20 protein-coding genes are annotated in these 20,224 nt (G+C 60.1%); 6 read left to right on the forward strand and 14 right to left on the reverse strand.

From position 1 onward, the window contains the following. Nucleotides 1-34: 34 nt before the first annotated feature. The 3 genes from OU999_08160 to OU999_08170 form a co-directional block, all read right to left on the reverse strand. Nucleotides 35-718, reverse strand: a complete 684-nt coding sequence (locus tag OU999_08160) for a hypothetical protein (protein WAC25143.1) — start codon at nucleotides 716-718, stop codon at nucleotides 35-37. A 522-nt stretch (nucleotides 719-1,240) separates the two neighbouring features. After that, the gene (locus tag OU999_08165; protein WAC25144.1) at nucleotides 1,241-1,648 is read right to left on the reverse strand and encodes a hypothetical protein; all 408 of its coding nucleotides are present in this window, start codon (nucleotides 1,646-1,648) and stop codon (nucleotides 1,241-1,243) included. Between the two features lie 176 nt (nucleotides 1,649-1,824). Next, on the reverse strand, nucleotides 1,825-2,421 hold the full coding sequence (locus tag OU999_08170) for a hypothetical protein (GenBank protein WAC25145.1): 597 nt from the start codon (nucleotides 2,419-2,421) through the stop codon (nucleotides 1,825-1,827). A gap of 126 nt (nucleotides 2,422-2,547) precedes the next feature. On the opposite strand from OU999_08170, the gene OU999_08175 reads away from it, so the two are divergent. Continuing rightward, on the forward strand, nucleotides 2,548-3,582 hold the full coding sequence (locus tag OU999_08175) for an IS110 family transposase (GenBank protein ID WAC25146.1): 1,035 nt from the start codon (nucleotides 2,548-2,550) through the stop codon (nucleotides 3,580-3,582). Between the two features lie 324 nt (nucleotides 3,583-3,906). On the opposite strand, the gene OU999_08180 is transcribed toward OU999_08175, so the two are convergent. Continuing rightward, complete coding sequence (locus OU999_08180; protein ID WAC25147.1) at nucleotides 3,907-7,518, reverse strand: hypothetical protein; 3,612 nt, start codon at nucleotides 7,516-7,518, stop codon at nucleotides 3,907-3,909. A 569-nt stretch (nucleotides 7,519-8,087) separates the two neighbouring features. Here OU999_08180 and OU999_08185 point away from each other — a divergent pair. The 4 genes from OU999_08185 to OU999_08200 are packed head-to-tail and all read left to right on the forward strand — an operon-like array spanning nucleotide 8,088 to nucleotide 9,949. After that, nucleotides 8,088-8,603 carry a helix-turn-helix transcriptional regulator gene (locus OU999_08185; protein ID WAC25385.1) on the forward strand — a complete coding sequence of 172 codons (516 nt, stop codon included), beginning with the start codon at nucleotides 8,088-8,090 and terminating at the stop codon, nucleotides 8,601-8,603. Nucleotides 8,604-8,649: 46 nt separating this feature from the next. Beyond that, nucleotides 8,650-9,030 carry a hypothetical protein gene (locus OU999_08190; GenBank protein ID WAC25148.1) on the forward strand — a complete coding sequence of 127 codons (381 nt, stop codon included), beginning with the start codon at nucleotides 8,650-8,652 and terminating at the stop codon, nucleotides 9,028-9,030. Between the two features lie 20 nt (nucleotides 9,031-9,050). Then, a complete protein-coding gene (locus OU999_08195; protein ID WAC25149.1) occupies nucleotides 9,051-9,497 on the forward strand; it encodes a hypothetical protein in 447 nt (148 codons plus the stop codon). Next, nucleotides 9,494-9,949, forward strand: a complete 456-nt coding sequence (locus OU999_08200) for a hypothetical protein (protein ID WAC25150.1) — start codon at nucleotides 9,494-9,496, stop codon at nucleotides 9,947-9,949. Before OU999_08195 ends, OU999_08200 begins: the two co-directional genes overlap by 4 nt. Nucleotides 9,950-10,038: 89 nt before the next feature. Here the strand turns inward: OU999_08200 and OU999_08205 are convergent, their stop codons facing one another. The 10 genes from OU999_08205 to trbB all read right to left on the reverse strand — a co-directional run bounded on the left by OU999_08205 (nucleotide 10,039) and on the right by trbB (nucleotide 19,457). Continuing rightward, nucleotides 10,039-10,266, reverse strand: a complete 228-nt coding sequence (locus OU999_08205) for a DUF2274 domain-containing protein (GenBank protein WAC25151.1) — start codon at nucleotides 10,264-10,266, stop codon at nucleotides 10,039-10,041. Beyond that, nucleotides 10,263-11,534: a conjugal transfer protein TraI gene (locus tag OU999_08210; GenBank protein ID WAC25152.1), complete on the reverse strand. Its 1,272-nt coding sequence runs from the start codon at nucleotides 11,532-11,534 to the stop codon at nucleotides 10,263-10,265. Before OU999_08210 ends, OU999_08205 begins: the two co-directional genes overlap by 4 nt. Beyond that, nucleotides 11,531-12,442 (reverse strand): P-type conjugative transfer protein TrbG, encoded by a 912-nt coding sequence (trbG, locus tag OU999_08215; protein WAC25153.1) that lies wholly within the window; start codon nucleotides 12,440-12,442, stop codon nucleotides 11,531-11,533. The genes OU999_08210 and trbG overlap by 4 nt, the downstream gene beginning before the upstream one ends. Next, nucleotides 12,439-13,122, reverse strand: a complete 684-nt coding sequence (gene trbF / locus OU999_08220) for a conjugal transfer protein TrbF (protein WAC25154.1) — start codon at nucleotides 13,120-13,122, stop codon at nucleotides 12,439-12,441. Before trbF ends, trbG begins: the two co-directional genes overlap by 4 nt. A 21-nt stretch (nucleotides 13,123-13,143) precedes the next feature. Beyond that, nucleotides 13,144-14,424 (reverse strand): P-type conjugative transfer protein TrbL, encoded by a 1,281-nt coding sequence (gene trbL / locus OU999_08225; protein ID WAC25155.1) that lies wholly within the window; start codon nucleotides 14,422-14,424, stop codon nucleotides 13,144-13,146. A gap of 252 nt (nucleotides 14,425-14,676) precedes the next feature. Continuing rightward, nucleotides 14,677-15,396, reverse strand: coding sequence for a P-type conjugative transfer protein TrbJ (trbJ, locus tag OU999_08230; protein WAC25156.1), 720 nt, complete (start codon nucleotides 15,394-15,396; stop codon nucleotides 14,677-14,679). Further along, nucleotides 15,393-17,846, reverse strand: a complete 2,454-nt coding sequence (gene trbE / locus OU999_08235; protein ID WAC25157.1) for a conjugal transfer protein TrbE — start codon at nucleotides 17,844-17,846, stop codon at nucleotides 15,393-15,395. Before trbE ends, trbJ begins: the two co-directional genes overlap by 4 nt. Then, nucleotides 17,843-18,127: a VirB3 family type IV secretion system protein gene (locus tag OU999_08240; protein ID WAC25158.1), complete on the reverse strand. Its 285-nt coding sequence runs from the start codon at nucleotides 18,125-18,127 to the stop codon at nucleotides 17,843-17,845. The genes trbE and OU999_08240 overlap by 4 nt, the downstream gene beginning before the upstream one ends. Further along, complete coding sequence (locus OU999_08245) at nucleotides 18,127-18,474, reverse strand: TrbC/VirB2 family protein (protein ID WAC25159.1); 348 nt, start codon at nucleotides 18,472-18,474, stop codon at nucleotides 18,127-18,129. The genes OU999_08240 and OU999_08245 overlap by 1 nt, the downstream gene beginning before the upstream one ends. Then, nucleotides 18,471-19,457, reverse strand: coding sequence for a P-type conjugative transfer ATPase TrbB (trbB, locus tag OU999_08250; protein ID WAC25160.1), 987 nt, complete (start codon nucleotides 19,455-19,457; stop codon nucleotides 18,471-18,473). The genes OU999_08245 and trbB overlap by 4 nt, the downstream gene beginning before the upstream one ends. A gap of 218 nt (nucleotides 19,458-19,675) precedes the next feature. Between trbB and OU999_08255 the strand changes: the two genes are divergently transcribed. Beyond that, complete coding sequence (locus OU999_08255) at nucleotides 19,676-20,179, forward strand: helix-turn-helix transcriptional regulator (protein WAC25161.1); 504 nt, start codon at nucleotides 19,676-19,678, stop codon at nucleotides 20,177-20,179. Nucleotides 20,180-20,224: the final 45 nt, after the last annotated feature.

Consider the following 20,224-nt stretch of genomic DNA (forward strand, 5'->3'; position numbering starts at 1 on the left):
AAAGGTGGTTTCGATCTGCGGGCGCGAGGCTGGATCAGCCGTGGGCCGCGCGGTGCTTGGCCAGCGTGCTCTCGACGTCGTCGAGTGCAGCCAGGATTTCGCTCTGCCAGCCGCCCGGCGGCAGCTCGCGGACGGCGGAATGCGCGGCGCAGACGATCGGGCTGTCGGCCCAGTCGCTCGCCAGAACTTGTGCCCATCGCGCATAGTCGTCCGCCGCGCCTCTCCGCTGCTCCAGTGCCTTGGAAAGCATCGGATGAAAACGCAGCTTCTGCTCGGGCAGGATCGCGGACAGGAGCGCAGGAGGCGCAAGTACGTTGATGGTATCGTCGACATGGACGATGCCGCTCGCGCGATGGCGGACCAGCACCGAGGCGACATGCACCTTGTCGTCGTCGCTCACGAAATCGACGCCCGCCGGTATCGAGAAGGCAAGTTCGTCGGCAAATTCCTCTTGGATCGCGGCATCCTCGATCACGCCCTGATCCCAAGGCAGACCGGGCAACTGGTTCAGATGCCTATGGGTGCCAATGAGGCGAACGCCGGGGAGAATGTCGACCAGTGCCGGGCAGTGCAGCGTGTGAAACGGGTGGACGTTGATGATCGCGTCGACCAGCCGTCCGTTGTCCGTCAGCGTCATCAGCGCGGATCGATCGTCGCCATCGAGTTCGTAGCTGTCGAGCACCAGAAACCGCCCGTTGGCGCGTCGCACAAGCGACATCTGGGTTCCTATGTCCAGTATCTTGGCAATCTTGAACGAGCCTCGAAAATTCCAGAATTCTGGGTGCAACTGTTTCACGAAAGCTCGATCCTCGCCGTCAGACAATGGGCTGAAGGATTACGGAAACCGACGCTGAAGGTTCCTGTCTTTCCGATGGTGCCGGGTTTTGGGTAGGCGCATTCAAATGGTGTCGGATGATACAGCAACTGAACGTCATGGGCGCGCGCGGGTTCTAGTTTTGGTTCAGCGGTATTCAGGATATTCCGTCTAATGCGTTGTGGGCCGATAGTGCATATAGCCGCCGCCATGCGCGACACCTCAATGCGAATGGCGGCTCTAGCGGCAACCAACGGACCGATATCGACCAGATCCAGTCGTTCCTGTTCAGAGCAGAGAACGTCTGCTCCCGCTGAAAGCCGCCGTGCCGCTTTCGGGACTGCGCACCGGCCCGGCGCATGGCATCAACTGGGTGGAAAGCGGGCATTCGCCATCACCCTTGGTTCACGCTTGTTTATGGCGAATTTAGCGGTCAGCCTTGCTCGATTTTTGATTGCGACATTTCCAATCGGCGATATTTTTTCCATCAATCGCTGGGCACACGAATTCGTATCGGTCGTATTCGTCGTCCTCTATCGCGATGTCGAAATTGTCCAACGCACCATTATCCATGAAAACGGCCCCCGTCGCGTCGCAAGCAGCTTCGGGTTGGTCGGGAATGATACAGCCGACCGGATAGTGGTCGACTTGCGAGTAGCCGGTATTTTCGAGGTCTTTGACGGTCGGCGCATCAACTTCTGCGACGACGGCATACGGGGCCAGATCAATGTAAGGCGGATCGCCAACTGACCGTCCATCCTTGGCTGCGTCACTGGTTTGATCACAAGCGGAGGTAGCGATTGCCCCGACGAACATTACAATCCATTTCAGCACTACCAATCCCCGAGCAAGCTCTTGATGATGGCGAGATGGACGGGTTGGCGCAACGTCCGCAATGGGGTCGGGACAAGAATTTCCGGTCCTGGAAACTGGGAGGCCATAGTCGCCCGGCAGATTTCGGGATCGCGCACTGCCCCGGCGCATGACTGCTCATGGGTGGAAAGCTGACTTCACCGAATCCGCTCTTTGAGCATAATGGCTCCTCCGTAGCAGCGTTCCTTTCTCGTCGCCGGAACAACAAAGGGATCGTGCTCAACCACCAAGTTTGTTTCCTGCCACTCGACGTCTATCTGGGGATCGGAGGCGAAGTCTAAAGCACGACATCCCAGGATCGCATCCAAAGGCCAAATCGGTGGAACATAGCGGGGCAAAACCCAAACCCCGCCGGAGTAGTCCGACATTGCTCCCGGATTGACCAATATTACCTTGGCTGTGAGCATGCCAGAGCTTGCCGCATCACGCTGCTCTGAAAACACAAGGCTGCAGGTATTCATCAAGAGAATTACAGGGACTAGCACGAATAGCGTGAAAAGGCGCAATAGTCGCATCGCGACACCGCGCCTACCCCCTTCTTCGTATTCTGCCTCGCGAGCCATTAACATTTCATCGCATCTGGTGCGAATGTCCGCAACGGGGTCGCTTGCTGAACGGCAGGAATTTTTCGCAAATGGAGCAAAGCCTTCATCCGGATTCCGATCTGAGCCGAGACGGCTCCCGACCAGCTCAAGACACTCTGCGTCGTTGATGCGAACGTCGGCTGTTGCCATAACCGGCCAATCCGGTCGCCATACAGGCTGGCTCTTCACGAGCGTGAAACCTGATGGGGTGGACGCCCCCCGACGGCATCTATGTGCCAAAGTGGAGGTGTTGATTCACCACTGAGGGAGGCGTCCGTGTCGCAAGTTAGCACAATAGGTCTGGATATCGCCAAGAACGTTTTTCATGCGCACGGTGCCGATGAACGCGGTGCGATGGTTTTCAGTCGCAAGCTTACCAGGAACAAACTGCTCGACTTCTTTGCAAGTCAGCCGGGGTGCACTGTTGCACTTGAAGCGTGCGGGGGCGCGCATCATTGGGCGCGGCAGCTGAAGGCGATGGGGCACGATGTGCGGCTCATTCCGCCCGCCTACGTGAAGCCGTTCGTGAAGCGAAACAAGAACGATGCGATCGATGCGGAGGCAATCTGCGAGGCGGCACAGCGCCCGGGCATGCGCTACGTGACGGTGAAGAGCGAGGAACAGCAGGCCGCAGGTCTTGTGTTCCGAACGCGCGACCTTGTGGTACGTCAACGCACCCAGTTGATCAACGCGATCCGAGGCCACTTGGCGGAATATGGCTGGGTCGCGCCACGCGGCACCGCGCACATGACGTTGCTGACCGAACTCCTGGAAGAAGGTGAGATGACCTCCACTTTACCAGCGGCGGCACAGTCGATGTTCAAGCTCATGATCGACATGCTAGCCGAGCTCGACAAGCAGGTTGCTGTGCTCGACCGCGAGATCGCGCGGCGCGCCAAGGAAGACGAAGCAGCCCGGCGGCTGATGACCATCCCAGGGATCGGTCCTATCGTGGCGACCGCCATCATCGCGCTGGCCCCGCCGATCGAGACCTTCCGCAAAGGCCGCGATTTTGCGGCCTGGCTCGGGCTTGCACCCCGACAGCACTCAACCGGAGGCAAGCAACGGCTTGGCGGTATAACCAAGATGGGCGAGCGGACGATCAGGCGGCTGCTCATCATCGGCGCAAGCTCGGTGGTGCTGCAGGCCAACAGGCGCGGTGCACCGCGTGGCTCATGGCTGGAAAGCATGCTGGCGCGCAAACCGCGCATGCTCGTCTCGGTCGCGCTCGCCAATAAGATGGCGCGCATGGTGTGGGCGCTGCTCACCAGGAAGGAAGACTACAAAGCTCCGGCAGTGGTCGTGGTGTAAGCCAAGGCAGCAGTCAGAGGCGTCGGGGACGTAGGCGGTCGAAGGAGGGTATGGCACAACAGTCGGCGAGACGGGGCTGGAAGAACCAGGGAATGGCAGGGCGCTAGCCAAGCGCGTAAACCTGTAATGGATCCGGTCCGCGAACTCCCATACTGGCCCGCAGCTATGGCGCTGCTCATCGAGGCCGGACAGATGACAGCATCCGACTACGTGCCAAAATACCCCAATTTAATGCTTGCATCCAAAGGGGCGTCCACAGATGCCTTTCAGCCATCTCGCCAAAGTGCGGGAAAGAACAACCTTAGCGAATGAGACGAACGCAGCTCACTTCCTGAACATGTTCATACGAATGTCGTCGTCGAAGAAGCCGCCTTTCCTCCAAGAGGAGATAAAGCCCCGATCCTTCAACCACGCCACGAACTTGAGGTTCACCTCGCTAGATTCGATCCTCGGCGTCGCAAAACCCGGTCTGATATCAGAGAGTGGCTTCGGCAGGGAGCGCAGCATGTCCTTCACCTGCTCATCGTCGAACATGTCGTGGAGCATATTGAACAACGAAATCTGCGTTGCGAGAGGCTTGGAGTTCAGGATGATCGCACGCGCAGTTTCGACGCTCATCTCTTCTATCTTGATGCCGGTTCGCGCGACTATCCTGCCGACGGTTGCCGCACGCGCCGGAGAGTCGGCCAGCTGGTTAAGGTCCATCTTTCGTATGGTCCTGAGCCGGCTTTCATCGCTGATGTTTGCCTCCAGCAGCCTCTGCCGGAAATTGTCGTCCACATTGCACTGTTCCTCGGCTTCGAAGAACTCCGCAATGTTCTTCTCAACAAAAGCAACGCCTAACGATGGATCCTCGCTGAGATGCGCCAGGTTGCCCGCGGAGAAATGGATCGCGTTGAGGTCCACCAGTATCTTGGTCTTCTCTGCGCTGAGGTTCTTTGGGAAAGCCGTGAACCTTCTCGGAAGCGCTCCAACATAGGCAGCATATGCTTCATCGCTCAACGCGTCGTTCTCGATAATGAACTTGCGCAAAGGTGCCGCCTGGTCGCCGCCCGAAACCTTTTGGCCGGCGAGCGCACGCAAGGCTTCGGCGCTGTTCAAGAACTGTACAAGCGTCTCCGCATCGTAATTTTCGCCGCCAAGAAAATTCAGGCAGTTCTCCCAAGTCGCCTCGATCTTGTGGATTTGAAACAGCGTGGCGTGAAGCGTGCCCGGAACTTGGTCCAAGGTCGGGAGCGCTGCGGCCTGCTTCTCAAGAAACTCCACCATCAATTCGAGTTCCACGTCGCTCCGCCCAATAACTCGTTGGATGGTCGAAACGCTCTCTTTGCGATTGTCAGGCAAACGAAGCAGGACGTTGCGCAGATACTCGTCGAAACAAACATCGATCTTCGACAGAAGCGGTTCGCTCCCGGATTCAAGCGCCACCGTGTAATTTTGTTCGCGCGCCCGATCGTAATCGTCGATGCCGAGAACGGCCCGCAGGATGAATTCCAGATTGTCGATGGAAAGTTGATAAAGACCTTCGTCGAACAAGACCCGCATAACCGCAGGGTGAGCGGCCACAGCGGCTAGATCGGTCGCTTCGACATCGAGTGATCGCAGGCGTTCCGCCGGAAAATCGACCCCTTGTGTCAGAATGTCGGCCAATCTGTTCGAGATGAAGTCGGTCAGGGCAGGGCGCCTGGAGGCGAAGTCCTTCAGGCGCGCGTCCGAGAGGTGGCTAATGATGCGTGCCACATGCATAAGACTACCGGCGCTGGTGACCGCCGCTGCGGCGAACCCAGGCCATGTCGTGGCCAACATGGAGATTAGCACTGTAATGGCTTTTCCTCGGGCATAGTAGCTCGACAAGAACTTCTCACAGGCGTCGAAATCGGACGCGATGAAGTCCAACAGACGTCGCGTCTGCGTTTCATACACCGAGGGATCGGCAAGCAGGCAGTCGACGATCGTCACGTTGAGAACGTAGTCTCGGCTGAAATCCTCGGCGCGCATCGCGGCGATGACCTCCTTCGGATTGTCGATCTGAAAATCGGGATCCGGAGTCCTGAAACCGCGTATTTGAATCAGAAACTTATTGTCGCTGGGGGAGAGGCGTCCTGAATGGAAAAGCGATGTGTACTGGTAGTAGGTATCATCGAGGTGACCCTCCAGCACGAGGAAGCGCGCCAGATCGGCACCCTCCCCAAATTTATCGAACAGGGCGTCTGTTTTGTCCGCATTGTCTCGGATGACCTCGTTGAACTTGGCCATCCGCAATGTGCTCAATTTGGCCCGTAGTTCGCGAATTTGCTTGAGTGACAATTCTCTGAACGCAGCAGACTTCTTCTCGACCTCCTCTTTGCGCTGCTGAAACGTTCTGTGGGGATCGACCTTCGCCTGCAGATCGTTCAGCTGAAGTTGCTGCTGATGGCCGTGACTCGTCGAAATTAGCAGGTGGCGCGACTCCAAGATTGTTTCGAACCGCTCGTCGTTTGCGAGGTTGTTTAGCGGAATCATGCTGCTGCGGTCGGGGCTGAAGCGACAGAAGCCGTCGGGCATCATTTCCACGATTGCCATCGCATAGATGCGACGAAGTTCTGCGAGAGAGTTCGGCAGTTGCCTTTCCCCGTCGTCTACGAGCTTCTCGAGGCGGGAGATCTCCTGCGTGTAACGAGATTCGCTCGCCGCGATGTATTGATCGTGACTGTGAAGAACCTGAGCGAGATTGCCTTTCCCGCGATGGAGGCTCTCAAAGTCGCTTGGGAACACATTCTTGTAGATCAAGACCGCCAGTAGCTTGTTCACGTCAAGATTGTTTTCATTATCGGTTTCGATATTGGCGACGTAGATGGCGTATTCATTGAAGATGTTCTGTATGAGCCTGAGGTCGTTCAGATATCGAGAAACCTCCCGCAGAAATTGATGATCGAGCCTATCATCGAGGGAAAGGCGCTTGCCCTGCTCCAGTACCTTGTCGATCGAATTAGAGGTGTTGATGATGGGGATAACGGGAATGATGAATTCGAAGAATTTAGTCCGATCAGTGTTCACAAACATATCGTCGCGAAGCGCGTAAAGAAACCGGATGTGCCGCTTGCCGCGCAGGTTTGCGTTCACGAGGCTGTTGATCTCGCGCAGCGTGACGAAGATGTCGGAATTGTTGAACCTGTCCAAGTCTTCGATCACGACAAGGTCATATTGCGTTGATTGAAAGAAATAAATGATCTCGTCTAGGTGACGATTCAGTATTGATTCCTCGGTCGCCGCTTTGGGCGTGATCTCGATATCCTTCAGGGATATGCTCTTCAGCGATATACCGAAACTCGCGATATAAAGATGATGGATGACCGTCCAAATGAATCCGCCGCCGATCGCGAAGGCGAGCAGATTTAACCAGTTCGCTACGGCCAACGGACGAAAATAGGTACCCGCCATGATCGCGTCTCGCTGTTGGAACAGATGCCAGCAGGAGATGACGCCGAAGATTATGAACAGAGAGGCCAGCATCGACCAACGGCCAGGTGACTGTATCCGCTTGAACCTCGAAAGCGGAAGCCGTCTGGCATCGGCACCGTAGAGCATCTGCTGAAGGATGCTGCGCTCGATTTCCTGCCGCCCTACCTTGCCGCTGGTTGAACCCGTTTCGGGCAGAGCCTCAGGCAGGAACGCCGCCAAGGAGATCTGCAGAACCGGTCGCTTATACCCCTTCAGGAAGGATTTGATGATGCTGCTCTTACCTGATCCATAGGGTCCGGTGAGGGCGATGTTCATCACGCGGGGATTCTCGGTCGCCTTTGTCAGGACAGTCGAATAGACACCCGCCGGGTCGGCTTGGTCCGTTGGGGCAAGGTCGACGTATCGGGATCCAGCGCCTGCTTCCTCGGGTTTCCGAGTGAGCCGATTTGCAGCCGTCGTAAGCCAGCCCGCCAGTTTCGTTCGATGGTCGAACAAGTTCGAAGCCCCTAGATAAAGTCTAACCAAAATTCGCGTACCACGGCTTCATTAGCGACCAAAGACGGATCTAAAGTCTCGGCAGACCAAGCTGCTGGCGGATAAGTGATGAGGAGGAGCTGCGCCGCGCGAGCAAGCGCTGAACGTCAGCTTCTGGCAAGAGCTGACGTTCAGGCTGTGCCATGGGAAAGACGGGTTTGTCCCATTGCTGGACGTTCCACAGACCAGGCACCGCATAGCTCGATCGTGATCCTATTGGGAGCGGCAGACTGGCTGCTAACTGCCTTGGCCCAAGCGGTCCGGCAGTGTGCCGAACTCGCGTTGCCATGACACGCATCTGCCCATTTACGAATTTCAAAGTTAATCAAGTATTTATAGCTCATAGCATCGCAAATCGATGCAAACTCTTGCAACAGCGAAAGCCACCGGCCCACCATTCGCCAGTGCCAATTCAAAATTAAACCCAGTCAGTCGGGATTTCTTCCGGAATGGATTCCTGTTACCTGATTCGCAGTTCTTTCAGCCCAAAATCGGGGGTGTCCGGCTGGGGAGTTGCTTCATTGTCGAATGTGCTTTCGAAACTCGACGAGAATCAAAAGCTGTGCCTTCGGCTGGTGCATCAGGGATACACTTCAAAACAGATTGCGCAGCAGACTCATCTGTCTGCCGGGACAGTCGACCAATACATCTTTCGGGCAAACGCCATATTAGGCGTTACCGACAGACGGGAAGCCGCACGACTGCTGGCGACTGCTGAGCATAAGAACCAGTTAAAGCAGTTTCAATTAAGATCTGAACACCTTGCTGGCGAGACAAAAACTGCTTTGATCGCCGAGCAAGGCGACACCTTGCCGACCAATTCTGCTCGAAGCATCGATGAGCTGACTACGAGAGCTTCATCACAAAGAAGCGACCGAGGCTTGGCCATCGTAATCAAGCGGACATTGGCCGTCGTTGGAGGAAAACCGCACGAGCTGAACTTCAGGCAAAAACTGCTGGCAACATCCTGGGTCGCTCTTGCCTCCGGGGGCACGCTCTCGGCACTGGTCGCCATCGGGTACTGGCTTAACCACCTGATGTCCTAGCTCATACGGTCCCTTCGTAATCGAAAGCCAAACGGAGAAAGCGACCATGACCAATCAGCGCCGCGCCGAGCGGGCCAGCCGTAGCGCCCTCTACCTGTCCGAAGAGCAGTTTCAGGCTCTGACAGGGCAAGTCCAGACGTCCTATGAAAAGCTCGACGAGCTTCTCGCGCACATGCTGCGGATGAACGCAGACATGATCGACACGGCCCGAACTGCCGGTCTCGAGCCCGAAAAGGGCCAGAAGCTGTTCCGCAAGCTCAACACCTGCGTGAGCGACCTCGTCATCAGCCGGGAGGATCTCGTCGGCGCTCACCTGGAAGCCACCAGGATCCGCATGCGGACCAATCAGGCCGAGCGCGCAGATGGCTGCTACTCGCCGCGCCCGCTGATCGAAGGGCACCAGAATGGCATCCGACTGGTCGGCTGACGGCCGGTCGGATTTGTTGGATGGGCGTTGTCCTTGCCTACGCGATTGCCCTTCTGTGCACGACAATATTTGTTGCGCAGAAAGGCGATCGCGTTGCGAAGCTGAGCATCGCAGGCATCTGGGCCGGCTTCTGTTCGGCTGAGCTGGCATCCAGGCTGATCGTAAGCGACCAGGTTTTTCTGCTGACCATCACGTCGATAGAGACCATTTCGTTCATCTATAAAATCGGAATGGTTTATTTGAGCAACCGACGCTGGCCCATCATTGTAGCCGGGCTGCATTTCAATATCGTGTGCAGCCATATTTCCTTCATCATCTCCCCGAGCTTTCTGACAAAGGCACTGTATGCGGCATCGACGATCTGGGCCGTGCCTGTCCTTCTGATCATAACCCTCGGGATTTGCATGGATAACAAATGGGACAACTCCACATCGAAAGGGCAAGTGGGAGCGCAAGGCGTGCCGTGATCTTTCGGGCCGGTGATACCTCTCCCTCCGCGCGGCTGGAACGCCTTTCGAGCGAGCTGGCGCTATTGGCTTGCGAGCTCGAAGACGCGGGATCAGACGAACCCTGGCCCCGTCATCCACATACCATCCCGGACTGGCCTTACGCCGTAAGCCGGTATCTCAAGATGCGAAGGGAGCGCGAAAAGCTGTATCCGAGACTCTTTCGTGACCCCGCCTGGGATATGCTCCTGCTGCTCTATGTTTATCGAGCAGCAAATGTTCCGCTTCAGGTGAGCGCTATCGCTGGTCTGGCAAACGTGCCCGGAACCACGTCCTTGCGTTATCTCGATCTCATGATCGAGCATCAGCTGATCACCCGCAATCCCGATCCGAAGGACTCGAGGCGCGTCTGGCTCAACCTGACGCCGAAAGCGGATGACCTGCTCGAAAAATGGTCATCGCTCCTGGAGTAGCAGCGCGGTAGTCGAGCCCGCTTGACGTTGCCAATGGTGCCGCTACTCCATCGCCGCGCGATCCCGATGCGGCATTCAGGATAGTCACGCTACCCAGAACCGCCGGATCTGCGATATCGTGCATACTCGCGATCGGTCGCAATGAAGCGGCCAAGCATGGCGGTCATGACAAGTTCGATCGTTGGTGCGCCCTCTGGGTTGCCGCCGTTCACCGCCCTTGCATATTCCCCAAGGTCCCGATGCAGCTGGGCCGGAATCTCGAGGGTTACGCGAACCGGCTTCTCGCTGGCGAGATCGGACAGTTTCAGGCGGGTCATCGAACTGCTCCTCGATCAAACGGCTCCAGCATCAGATCGCGGGTCACGATGATCCGGAACGAATAGCCGGGGCGCACGGTCAAAGTCGGCGGCACGTTCAGCTGTCGCTGGACGACCTGACGTCCGGTCTGGTTTATCGTGTCCTGGCTTCCGAACCGCAGCGCCCGGGCAAGGTCGCTGTCATTGCCGGTCACGAGCTCGCTGCTCACTCCCAGAAGCGTCGAGACCAGAGCGGCTTTGAGCATATTGCCCCAGTGATAATCGGTTTGGTCTTCCAGACCTGCCATGCCGGAAGCATCTGCGCCTGGAAGGCGCTGAAGTGAAACGGATTGTCCACCCGGCAGTATGAGACGATCCCAGGCCAGCAGAACCCTGCTCTGCCCGGCCGCGACATCGCTGTCATATTCACCGATCAGCCGCGAGCCCTGCGGTATCAGCAGGATGCGTCCGGTCGGGCTGTCATAGACATTCTGCGTCACCTGCGCCGTGATCTGACCGGGCAGATCCGAGCGGATGCCGGTAATCAGCGCAGCCGGGATGATGCTACCAGCCTGAAGAATGCCTTGCGCAGAGTCGCGAACGACAGGCCCACCTTCGCGGTCCTTGCGCTGCTCAAGAAAACCCCTTCGCCGATCGGCTTGGCCTGGCCGTGCCGACTGAACCGGATCAGCCTCGCTACCCGCAGTTGCCCCACGAGCAGCAGCAGCGGGCACTGCCACATTATCTCTGACGCCCGTATTGCCGGCGAGGAACAGCTGGCTTGTCCTGGCGCTGTCACGCTCCTGTGCCGCGCGTGCTCGTGCCTGTTCGGCTGCATTAGCGCTGGGGTCAGTCGCCGACGCTCTCGAAAGCGACGGCTCGACCGGCGGCAGAGGGACCTCGCTTCCGGTATCCGCGCCAGGCGTACCAGCTTGTCGAAGCTCGTCCGGCGGCGGCAATCCACGTTTGCCTAGATCGGCATAGCTTGCCGGAGCATCGGCAAGCTGCTCCGTGCGGTTGCCGTCGCCAGGATCGTAGAGATTTCTGGCCGGAACAGGATCCTCGGGCCGAAGGGCGTAGATCAGCGAGCCTCCAATGGCGATGCTGCCAACGAGGCCAATCGTTGCCACGGCCTTACGCGAGAGACGCGTAACCTTCGGAAGTTCAGCGCGAAAGCGAAACCGGTTCGATCCCGTCGGCACAGGGGGCTGCTCGTCGACCGGTGCGTCTTCGATGCCGGATTTATCCGCGCCAGGTTCGGGCGCATGATCTTCTGACCGCGCGGTCATGATTTCCTCCTGCTGCGCTGCGGCTGTCGCACGATGGTGACGTGCTTCGCACTGCGACCTGAGCCCAGGCGAAGCTCTGCCTTGTCGAACAACCGATCGACGATCAGGTATCGCCCCTGGACGCGGAAGTTGACGAGCTCGGCGGCGTCGGTTTCACCCAGAACGAACAGCGGAGGCAGATCGCCTGTGGCGATAGAGGGGGGAAACTCGACAAAGACCTGCCGCCCATCGTCGAAAACGCGCACCGGTCGCCATGGCGGGCGGTCGCCCGATATCGAATAATCGAAACTGAGCGTGGCAAGGTCGATTTCTGAAGCCACCGGTGCCTTGCGCTCCGCCTCGATCTGCGCTGCCTGAAGCGCGATCAGCGCGTCCTGCGGGTATGTCCAGGAAACGGCTGCCATATAGGTCGAGGAAGTTGCGCTCAGCTCGAGATGATAGGTCCGCCTGTTCGTGTTGATGACAAGATTGGTGCGGATATCGGCCCGGGTCGGCTTGATCAGGATATGGACCCGGCGCGCTGGCCCGCCCCCGCTCACCGTGTCGCCGATGATCCAGCGGACCGTGTCGCCCGAGGCGACGGGCCCCGGCCCCACGAGCTCCTCGCCCGGTTGAAGCATGATGTTGGTGACATGCCCAGGCGACGTGTAGATCTGGAACAATGCGCCTTCTGCATAGGGATATTGCTGGATCGCATTGAAATAGCTTGTTCGCTCAGGCTCCACGCGCGCTGCCGCATTGGCACGTCCGATCCGCGATTGCGGATCAGCAGGCTCGTTCTGCTCTGACCCGGACTGCTCGCCTGGCCTTGAATGTTTGCCAGCAGCCAGACCAGGATTCGAGAAGGCCAAGCCTGTCGCTGCAAGCAGCAACGCAGCAGAGCGGGTCGTTGAAATTCGGGGTTTCATTGGCTAAGCTCCTTGGACCAGTTGATGGCATCGACGAACAGGCCGAGAGGGTTCCTGCGAAGCGCCTCGGCGCTGCGGGGCGGCTGCACCACGGTCGTCAGGATCGCCGACCATCGTGAGGTTTCGACCAGCGCGGAATCCTGGTAGCGCCGCTCGGTCCAGGCGACGCGAAAGCTGTCGTCCGATGCCCGGATGACGCTCGAAACGTCGACGGCAATCTGAACCTTTCCGACGCTAGCGAAAGGATCGTTGCCGCGCGCATAACCGCTCAGCATCCGGCCGCCGCGTTCGGTGGTGAAATCATAGGCTCTGAGCCAGTCCTGCCGGAGCACAACGGGATCGGCGGGGATGGAACGGACCTGCTCGATGAACCGCGCGAGATGGAAAGCGATCTGCGGATCCGTCGGGCGAAACCCGGCATCGGCCGGAGCGATCGCCTGGGCCTGGCCGAGCCGGTCGACTTCGACCACCCAGGGTGTGATCGTGCCGCGGGCCGATTGCCACACAAGGCCGCCGGCAAGACCGCCAGACAGCGCAAGGCAGCCGAAGAATGCAAGCCGCCAGTTTCGGGCCTGGACGCGAGCAGACCCGATACGATCGTCCCAGACCTGTGCTGCGCGTTGATAGGGTGTAACGGGCTCGGGGCTGGTCCCGTAACGAATGGATGGGCGTCGAAACATGCGTTGGGCCTTTTCTGCTGGTCAGCTTCTGTCGGAGATGTCGGGCCCCTGGCTGCCGGATTGGCTGTCGCCGCCCTTGAGCGTATGGGCGGTCAAGGACGCTGCCTGGCCGATGGCCTGCCTGCGCCGGAGGGCCCTGGCCCAGCCAGGGGCAGCATCACCGGCAGATTCGGTGCGAGGGTCGTCGGAACCGCCGGTCTTGCCGGCTGCATAATTCGCGCTGAGCGTGGCTGCCGCACGGCGAAGCGGAGATGCTGCGGCAGAAGCGGCAGACCTGGCGATGTTACCCAGCCCTGCTGCGGCTGCCTGCCTGCCGGATTTGCCTGCTACACCCGAAGCATAGGCACCCGCAGCGCTCCCGGCCGCCCGCGCGCCTCCGGTGGCGGCAGCAGCCATGGCCGATCCGGCAGTTCCGGCGGCGAGCGTTGCTCCGGCGGCCGCGCCTCCAAAAGTTGCGCCGGCTGCGATGGCAGTTCCTGCGGCGGCTCCTGCCCCCAGCTGCGGACCCCCTGCAACGATGCCATTGGCAATGCCGGGTCCGAATATCCCGAGGCCAAGCAGTGTCAGCGCAGCGAGCGCGATGGCCATGACCTGCCCGATATCGGGCTCGGCTCCGAGGCCTGCACCGGTAAACTCGGCAAAAAGCGTTGTTCCGATACCGGTAATGACAGCGAGCACCAGAACCTTGATGCCCGAAGAGATGATATGGCCGAGGACCTTCTCGGCCATGAAGGCGGTACGTCCGAAAAACGCGAATGGCAGAAGCACGAACCCCGCCAGCGTCACCAGTTTGAATTCGATGATGGTGACGAACACCTGGATCGCCAGAACGAAGAAGGCGATGACGACAATCAGCCAGGCGGCAAGCAGGATCATGATCTGGACGAAATTGGTGAAGAAGCCGACCGGGCCGACAAGATTTGCCGTCGCATCGAGCAGCGGCTGGCCGGCATCGAGGCCGGTGGAGGCGACCAGACCCGGACGCATGAAATCGCCCATCGCCATGCCGCTGCCGCTTGCCTTGAGGCCGAGCCCTGCAAAGCTCTCGAGCAGGATGGCGGCAAGGCCTGAGAAATTGCCGATGATGAAGGCAAAGACGCCGATATAGAGCGTCTTCCTGACAAGCCGCTGAAGCACGTCCTCATCGGTCCCCCAGGCCCAGAACAGTGCCGCGATCGTCACATCGATCACGATCAGCGTCGATGACAGGAAGCCGACTTCACCGCCGAGCAGTCCGAAGCCGCTGTCGATATAGCGCGAGAAAACCTCGAGGAACCGGTCGATCACGCCCGTGTCGTTCATGGCTGGTGCCTATCTTGCCGGAAGAAGCGACGGTGCCTTTCTTCCCAGAACGCGGCGCAGGTCTCATCGGTGCTGGACAGTGTCCGGCATCGTCCGGGGTCTGCCGTGACAGTGGTGGGCGCAGACGTTTCGTCCGCTTCGGGGCTGCTCGCAACGGGTTTTGGGCTCTGCCGGACGCCGGACATCATCGTGACCGCTGCAAACAGACCAGCCATTGAAGCTGCGGCCGCAAGCCTTGCTGTCCTCGCCATGTCAGTTGCGCCGCCGGAAACGGCGGAAGCGTTCGCGGCCCTCGGCCTCTGTCGCCGCGCTTCGCGCCGCTTCGATTGACTGGGCCCGTCCCTGCGCCGCAATCGCGGCCGTCAGATCGGCCAGCTGCTGCGTCTGGAGGGCCAGCAGCTGATTGCCAGCCTGGGCAGCCTGGAGTGCGCCTGCGGCTGACTGGCTCGCCCCGATCAGAGCCGTGACGGAACTGCGCGTGGCACCGAGATTGCCGACTATCCCGGCCTGCACCTTCATAGCATCCTCGAAGGCACCGACGCTGTCTTCCCAGCGGGCATTGGCATTGGCGACCATCTGCCCCTGTGCTGCGGAAAGCGCAGCCCCCTTGTAGCGCGCGGCGAACGTCTGGCGGACATCGGTCACGTCATAGGCAATGCGCTGTGCCTCGCTCAGGAGCTGCCTCGTCTGGTCAACCTGGCTCTGCAGCGTCTGGATCGTTGAGAGCGGAAGACTGGCCAGATTGCGCGCCTCGTTGATCAGGCTCGTCGCCTGATTTTGCAGCTGCTGGATCTGGTTGTTGATCTGTTCGAGCGAGCGCGCTGCGGTCATCACGTTCTGGGCATAGTTGGAAGGGTCGTAGACGATCCCGCCGAACTGGGCACGAGCCGGGCCCGGAATGGTGACGCTGCAAGCCGCCATGACGAGGATGCCGACAGCCAGTCTTGCACGCAGTGTGACAGATGTTTTCATTGCTCGGGCTCCTTTTCACGAGCTGGAGAGAATGAGGGCGAGAGCAGATCTGCGGCCCATCCGAGATTGCGGTGCCTGAGCCACTCTGCGGCAAAACCCTGGCGGCCGGAGGCTGCGGCAATTTCGGCGATGCGAGTCTGATCCGATTTCGAGGATGCCGCTGTGAACGCGAGGGCTATTTCGCCAAGGCCAAGTTCGAACAGGCGGTTGCCGCGCCGCGACTGGCAATAGTAATCGCGCTTGGGCGTGGCACGGCTGAGTATTTCGATCTGGCGGGCGTTGAGACCGAACCGATGATAGATGCGGGCGATCTGCGGTTCCATCGCCCGCTCGTTGGGCAGGAATATGCGCGTCGGACAGCTTTCGATGATCGCAGGCGCTATGGCCGAGGCCTCGATATCGGCTAAGCTCTGGGTCGCAAAGACCACGCTCGCATTCTTCTTGCGCAGCGTCTTGAGCCACTCGCGCAGCTGCCCTGCGAACAAGGGGCTGTCGAGCACCAGCCATCCCTCGTCGATGATGATCATGGCAGCCGATCCATCGAGGCTGCGCTCGATCCGGTGGAAGAGACAGGCCAGCACAGCGCTGGCACAGGAGGCTCCGATCAGGCCCTCGGTTTCGAATATTCGGACGCGGGCATCGAGATCGGCCTCCTTTTCTGCATCGAGCAGCCGGCCCCAGGGTCCGCCGACCAGATAGGGCGACAGCGCCTGTTTGAGCTCGTGCGACTGCAGCAGCACGGCAAGCCCCGTCAGCGTCCGCTCAGCGACAGGAGCCGAAGCGAGCGAACTCAGTGCCGACCAGAGATGCTCCTTTGCGGCGGGATCGATCCGGGCGCCTTCGCCTGCGAGGATGGCCGCGAGCCATTCGGCGGCCCAGGCGCGCTCGTTCGGGTCATCGATACGGGCAAGCGGCTGCAGGCAGAAAGCGTCCTGACCCTCGGCGGCGCCGAGCGCACCGCCCAGATCCTGCCACTCCCCGCCCATCGCAAGCGCTGCCGCACGGACCGATCCGCCAAAATCGAAGGCGAAAATCCGGGCATCGCGGTAGCGCCGGAACTGGAGCGCCATGAGCGCGAGCAGAACCGACTTGCCGGCTCCTGTGGGGCCCACGACCAGCATATGCCCGACATCGCCAACATGGAGGGAAAGACGGAACGGGGTCGAGCCTTCGGTCTTGCCGTAGAGCAAGGGGGCATCACCGAAATGCTCGTCCCGTTCCGCTCCCGCCCAGACTGCTGACAGGGGGATCAGATGGGCGAGATTGAGTGTAGAGATAGGCGGCTGGCGGACATTGGCATAGACATGGCCCGGGAGCGATCCGAGCCATGCCTCGATCGCATTCATGCCCTCGATCGTGCAGGTGAAATCGCGGCTCTGGATGACCTTTTCGACCAGTCTGATCTTTGCGGCGGCCAGCGCAGGATCGCGGTCCCAGACCGTGACCGTTGCCGTGACATAGGCGATACCAGCATGATCGGCGCCCAGTTCCTGCAGAGCCATATCGGCATCGGCGGCCTTGTTCGAAGCATCGGAATCGATGAGCACCGACTGCTCGTTGGTCATCACTTCCTTGAGTATGGCAGCAACCGACTTGCGCTTGGCAAACCACTGCCTGCGGATCCTGGTCAGCAGTTTTGTCGCATCGGTCTTGTCGAGCATGATGGCGCGTGTCGACCAGCGATAGGCAAAGGCCTGGGCATTGAGCTCGTCGAGCAGGCCGGGAAAAGTCACCGTCGGAAATCCGGTCACGGTGAGCGTTCGCAGATGCGCAGGCCCGAGCCTGGGTTCGAGACCGCCGGTCAGCGGTTCGTCGGCGAGCAGAGCATCGAGATAGACCGGTGTCTCGGGCACGCCGACCCGCTGACGCCTGGTCGATATGGTGCTGTGCAGATAGGTCAGCGTCGCGGCATCATCGAGCCAGCCGGTTTCCGGCATGAAACCCTCGACGAGGTGGAGGAGACGGTCGGTCCGGTCGACAAAGGACCTCACAAGCTCGGCAGGATCGACACCCGTGGCGGCCTTTCCTTCATAGAGCCAGCTTTCGGCGCGCGCGCCTTCCTCGGGCGGCGGCAACCACAGAAGGGTGAGATAATAGCTGCTCTCGAAATGAGTCCCCTCCTCCCGGAACTGTTCGCGCCGTTCCATGTCGACCAGAGCCGAAACCGGGTCGGGAAAGGCGCTCTCGGGATAGGCCTGTGCCGGGCTTCGCTGCGCTTCTACAAAGACGGCCCAGCCCGAACCGAGCCTGCGAAGCGCATTGTTCAGGCGTGCGGTCACGGCGACCAGTTCGGCAGGCGTGGCGCTCTCAAGATCGGGGCCGCGAAAGCGTGCCGTACGCTGGAACGAACCATCCTTGTTGAGTACGACGCCAGGTGCCGCCAGCGCTGCCCAGGGCAGAAAGTCTGCCAGCCGGTCTGACTTGCTGCGATATTCGCGGAGCGACATCATGGCTGCATCCAGACCGGGTATCTGAGGTGGCGGCGGGCCACATCGACGAATTGCGGATCGCGGCGGGCGGCCCAGACCGACAGCGCGTGCCCCATCGCCCAGATCGCAAGGCCTGCAAGCCACAGCCTGAGGCCAAGACCAATGGCCCCCGCGAGCGTGCCGTTGACGATGGCGAGCGCTCTTGGCGCGCCGCCGAGCAGGATTGGCTCGGCCAGTGCACGGTGGACCGGAGCGTAGAAGCCGGCAACCTCGTCCGGAGCTGAGGCGAAACTGTCGCCCATCAGATCACCGCTCCGCCGCCAAAGCTGAAAAAGCTGAGGAAGAAACTGGAAGCGGCAAAGGCTATCGACAGGCCGAAGACGATCTGAACCAGCCGGCGAAAGCCTCCCGAGGTGTCGCCGAACGCAAGGCTGAGGCCTGTCACGATGATGACGATGACGGCGATGACCTTGGCGACAGGACCTTCGATGCTCTCGAGGATCGACTGGAGCGGTGCCTCCCAGGGCATCGAAGAACCGCCAGCCTCGACGGGCATGGCATGAAGCAGTGCTGCTGCAAGCACGGCTCCACAGGCAAGTTTCCTCAAGAGCGGGCGGCGGGAAGGCTTGAAGCCGGGCTGGCTGATCATGGTTTTTCTCCAGTCTGCAGAGCGGGATGGTTGAGCAGGCGATATTCGCCGGTGACAGGATCGAGACCTTCGACCGTGGCGATCTCGGAAAGACGGCGCCCCGCCCCTTCGCGCACTAGTACGACCACTAGGTCGATGGTCTGCGCGAGAAGAGCACGGGGTACGGTCACGACGGCTTCCTGGATGAGCTGCTCCATCCGGAGGAGCGCGCCGCTCGCGCTGCTCGCATGGATGGTTCCGATGCCGCCGGGATGGCCCGTGCCCCAGGCTTTGAGCAGATCGAGCGCCTCGCTCCCGCGCACCTCGCCTATCGGTATCCGATCGGGCCTGAGGCGCAGCGAGGAGCGCACCAGGTCTGCGAGCGAGACGATCCCGTCGCAGGTACGCATCGCGACGCAATTGGGAGCGGTGCACTGCAGCTCGCGGGTATCTTCGATAAGGACGATCCGGTCGCCCGTACCAGCCATTTCGGCCAGCAGGGCATTTGCAAGCGTGGTCTTGCCCGTGCCCGTCCCGCCTGCAATCAGGATGTTGCGCCGGTCGGCAACCGCGCGGGCGAGCATGGCGGCCTCGGCGGCCGACATGATCCCGGATGCAGCATAGTCGGCGAGCGAAAACACCGCTGTGGCCGGTTTGCGGATGGCGAAGGACGGCGCTGCCACGATCGGTGGCAGCAGGCCTTCGAACCTTCCTGCGCCGCCGGGAAGTTCTGCCGAGACCCGCGGCGAACGCCCATGCACTTCGGCTCCGACATGATGGGCAACCAGCCTGATGATGCGCTCGCCATCGGCAGCGTTCATCCGGCACGAGCTTGCGCAGATACCGACCCCGAGCCGGTCGACCCAGAGCAGGCCGTCCGGGTTGAGCATGATCTCGATGACCTGAGGATCATCAAGCCATTCGCCGATCGCACTTCCAAAGGCCGTGCGCAGCATGCTGGCACTGCGGCGATGGGCTTCTTGCCTTACCGGTTCTGCACTCATGATTGTCGCCCGTTGCCGCGCCGGACATGAGTGTCCCGAGCGCCGGGCCGATTAAGAGACGCATGAAAGCGCGCGGTTCAACAGGCTTTTGAGGACAGCGTAGTGTGGCGAAGAAAGACAGGCGTTGGCGTAGCCCCACTCGTCTGCATGCCGCGCCGGACACACAAATAATCCGCAAATAATTTGGCCAGCAGGCAGTTTGTGACAAGATTGTGACCATGGGTGATTCGGTGTCGCAACCCTTATCGGACGAGGCCCGCTGGGCTCGTCTCACAGACAGGCAGCGTGCCTGTCTCGATCTGTTGCTCGAGCGGCAGACCTCAAAGCAGATCGCCCGTGCCCTGAACATTTCCAAGCCGACGGTGGACCAGCGCCTGACCGCAGCCCGGGCCGTCCTGGGCGCAGCCAACAGGGATGAGGCCGCCCTGATCTACGCTCGTCTCAAGCTGACATATGACCGAATACTATATGATCCGGTGCAGGTTCCGCCCGGCAGCGCGAAGATGGCAGTCACGGCGCAGGACGACATGCCAGCCGATGCCGTGGTGCTGAGCGACAGCGCCGTGGCATCTGAAGGCAGCCCGTTCCGGATGATCTGGAGGCATGACCATGGTCTGAAGACACGGATGCTGATCATGACCGTCATGCTTCTTGTGGCGATCATCCTCATCCTTGCAGGCCTTGGCATTGCAGAAGCGCTGACCCGCCTCGTCTCCGGCTGATCCATCACCTTGTCACAAACTCTCGCATTCGCAGAGCAAGCATCT

This window comes from Blastomonas sp. SL216 (assembly GCA_026625625.1).
Taxonomy (GTDB): Bacteria; Pseudomonadota; Alphaproteobacteria; order Sphingomonadales; family Sphingomonadaceae; genus Blastomonas.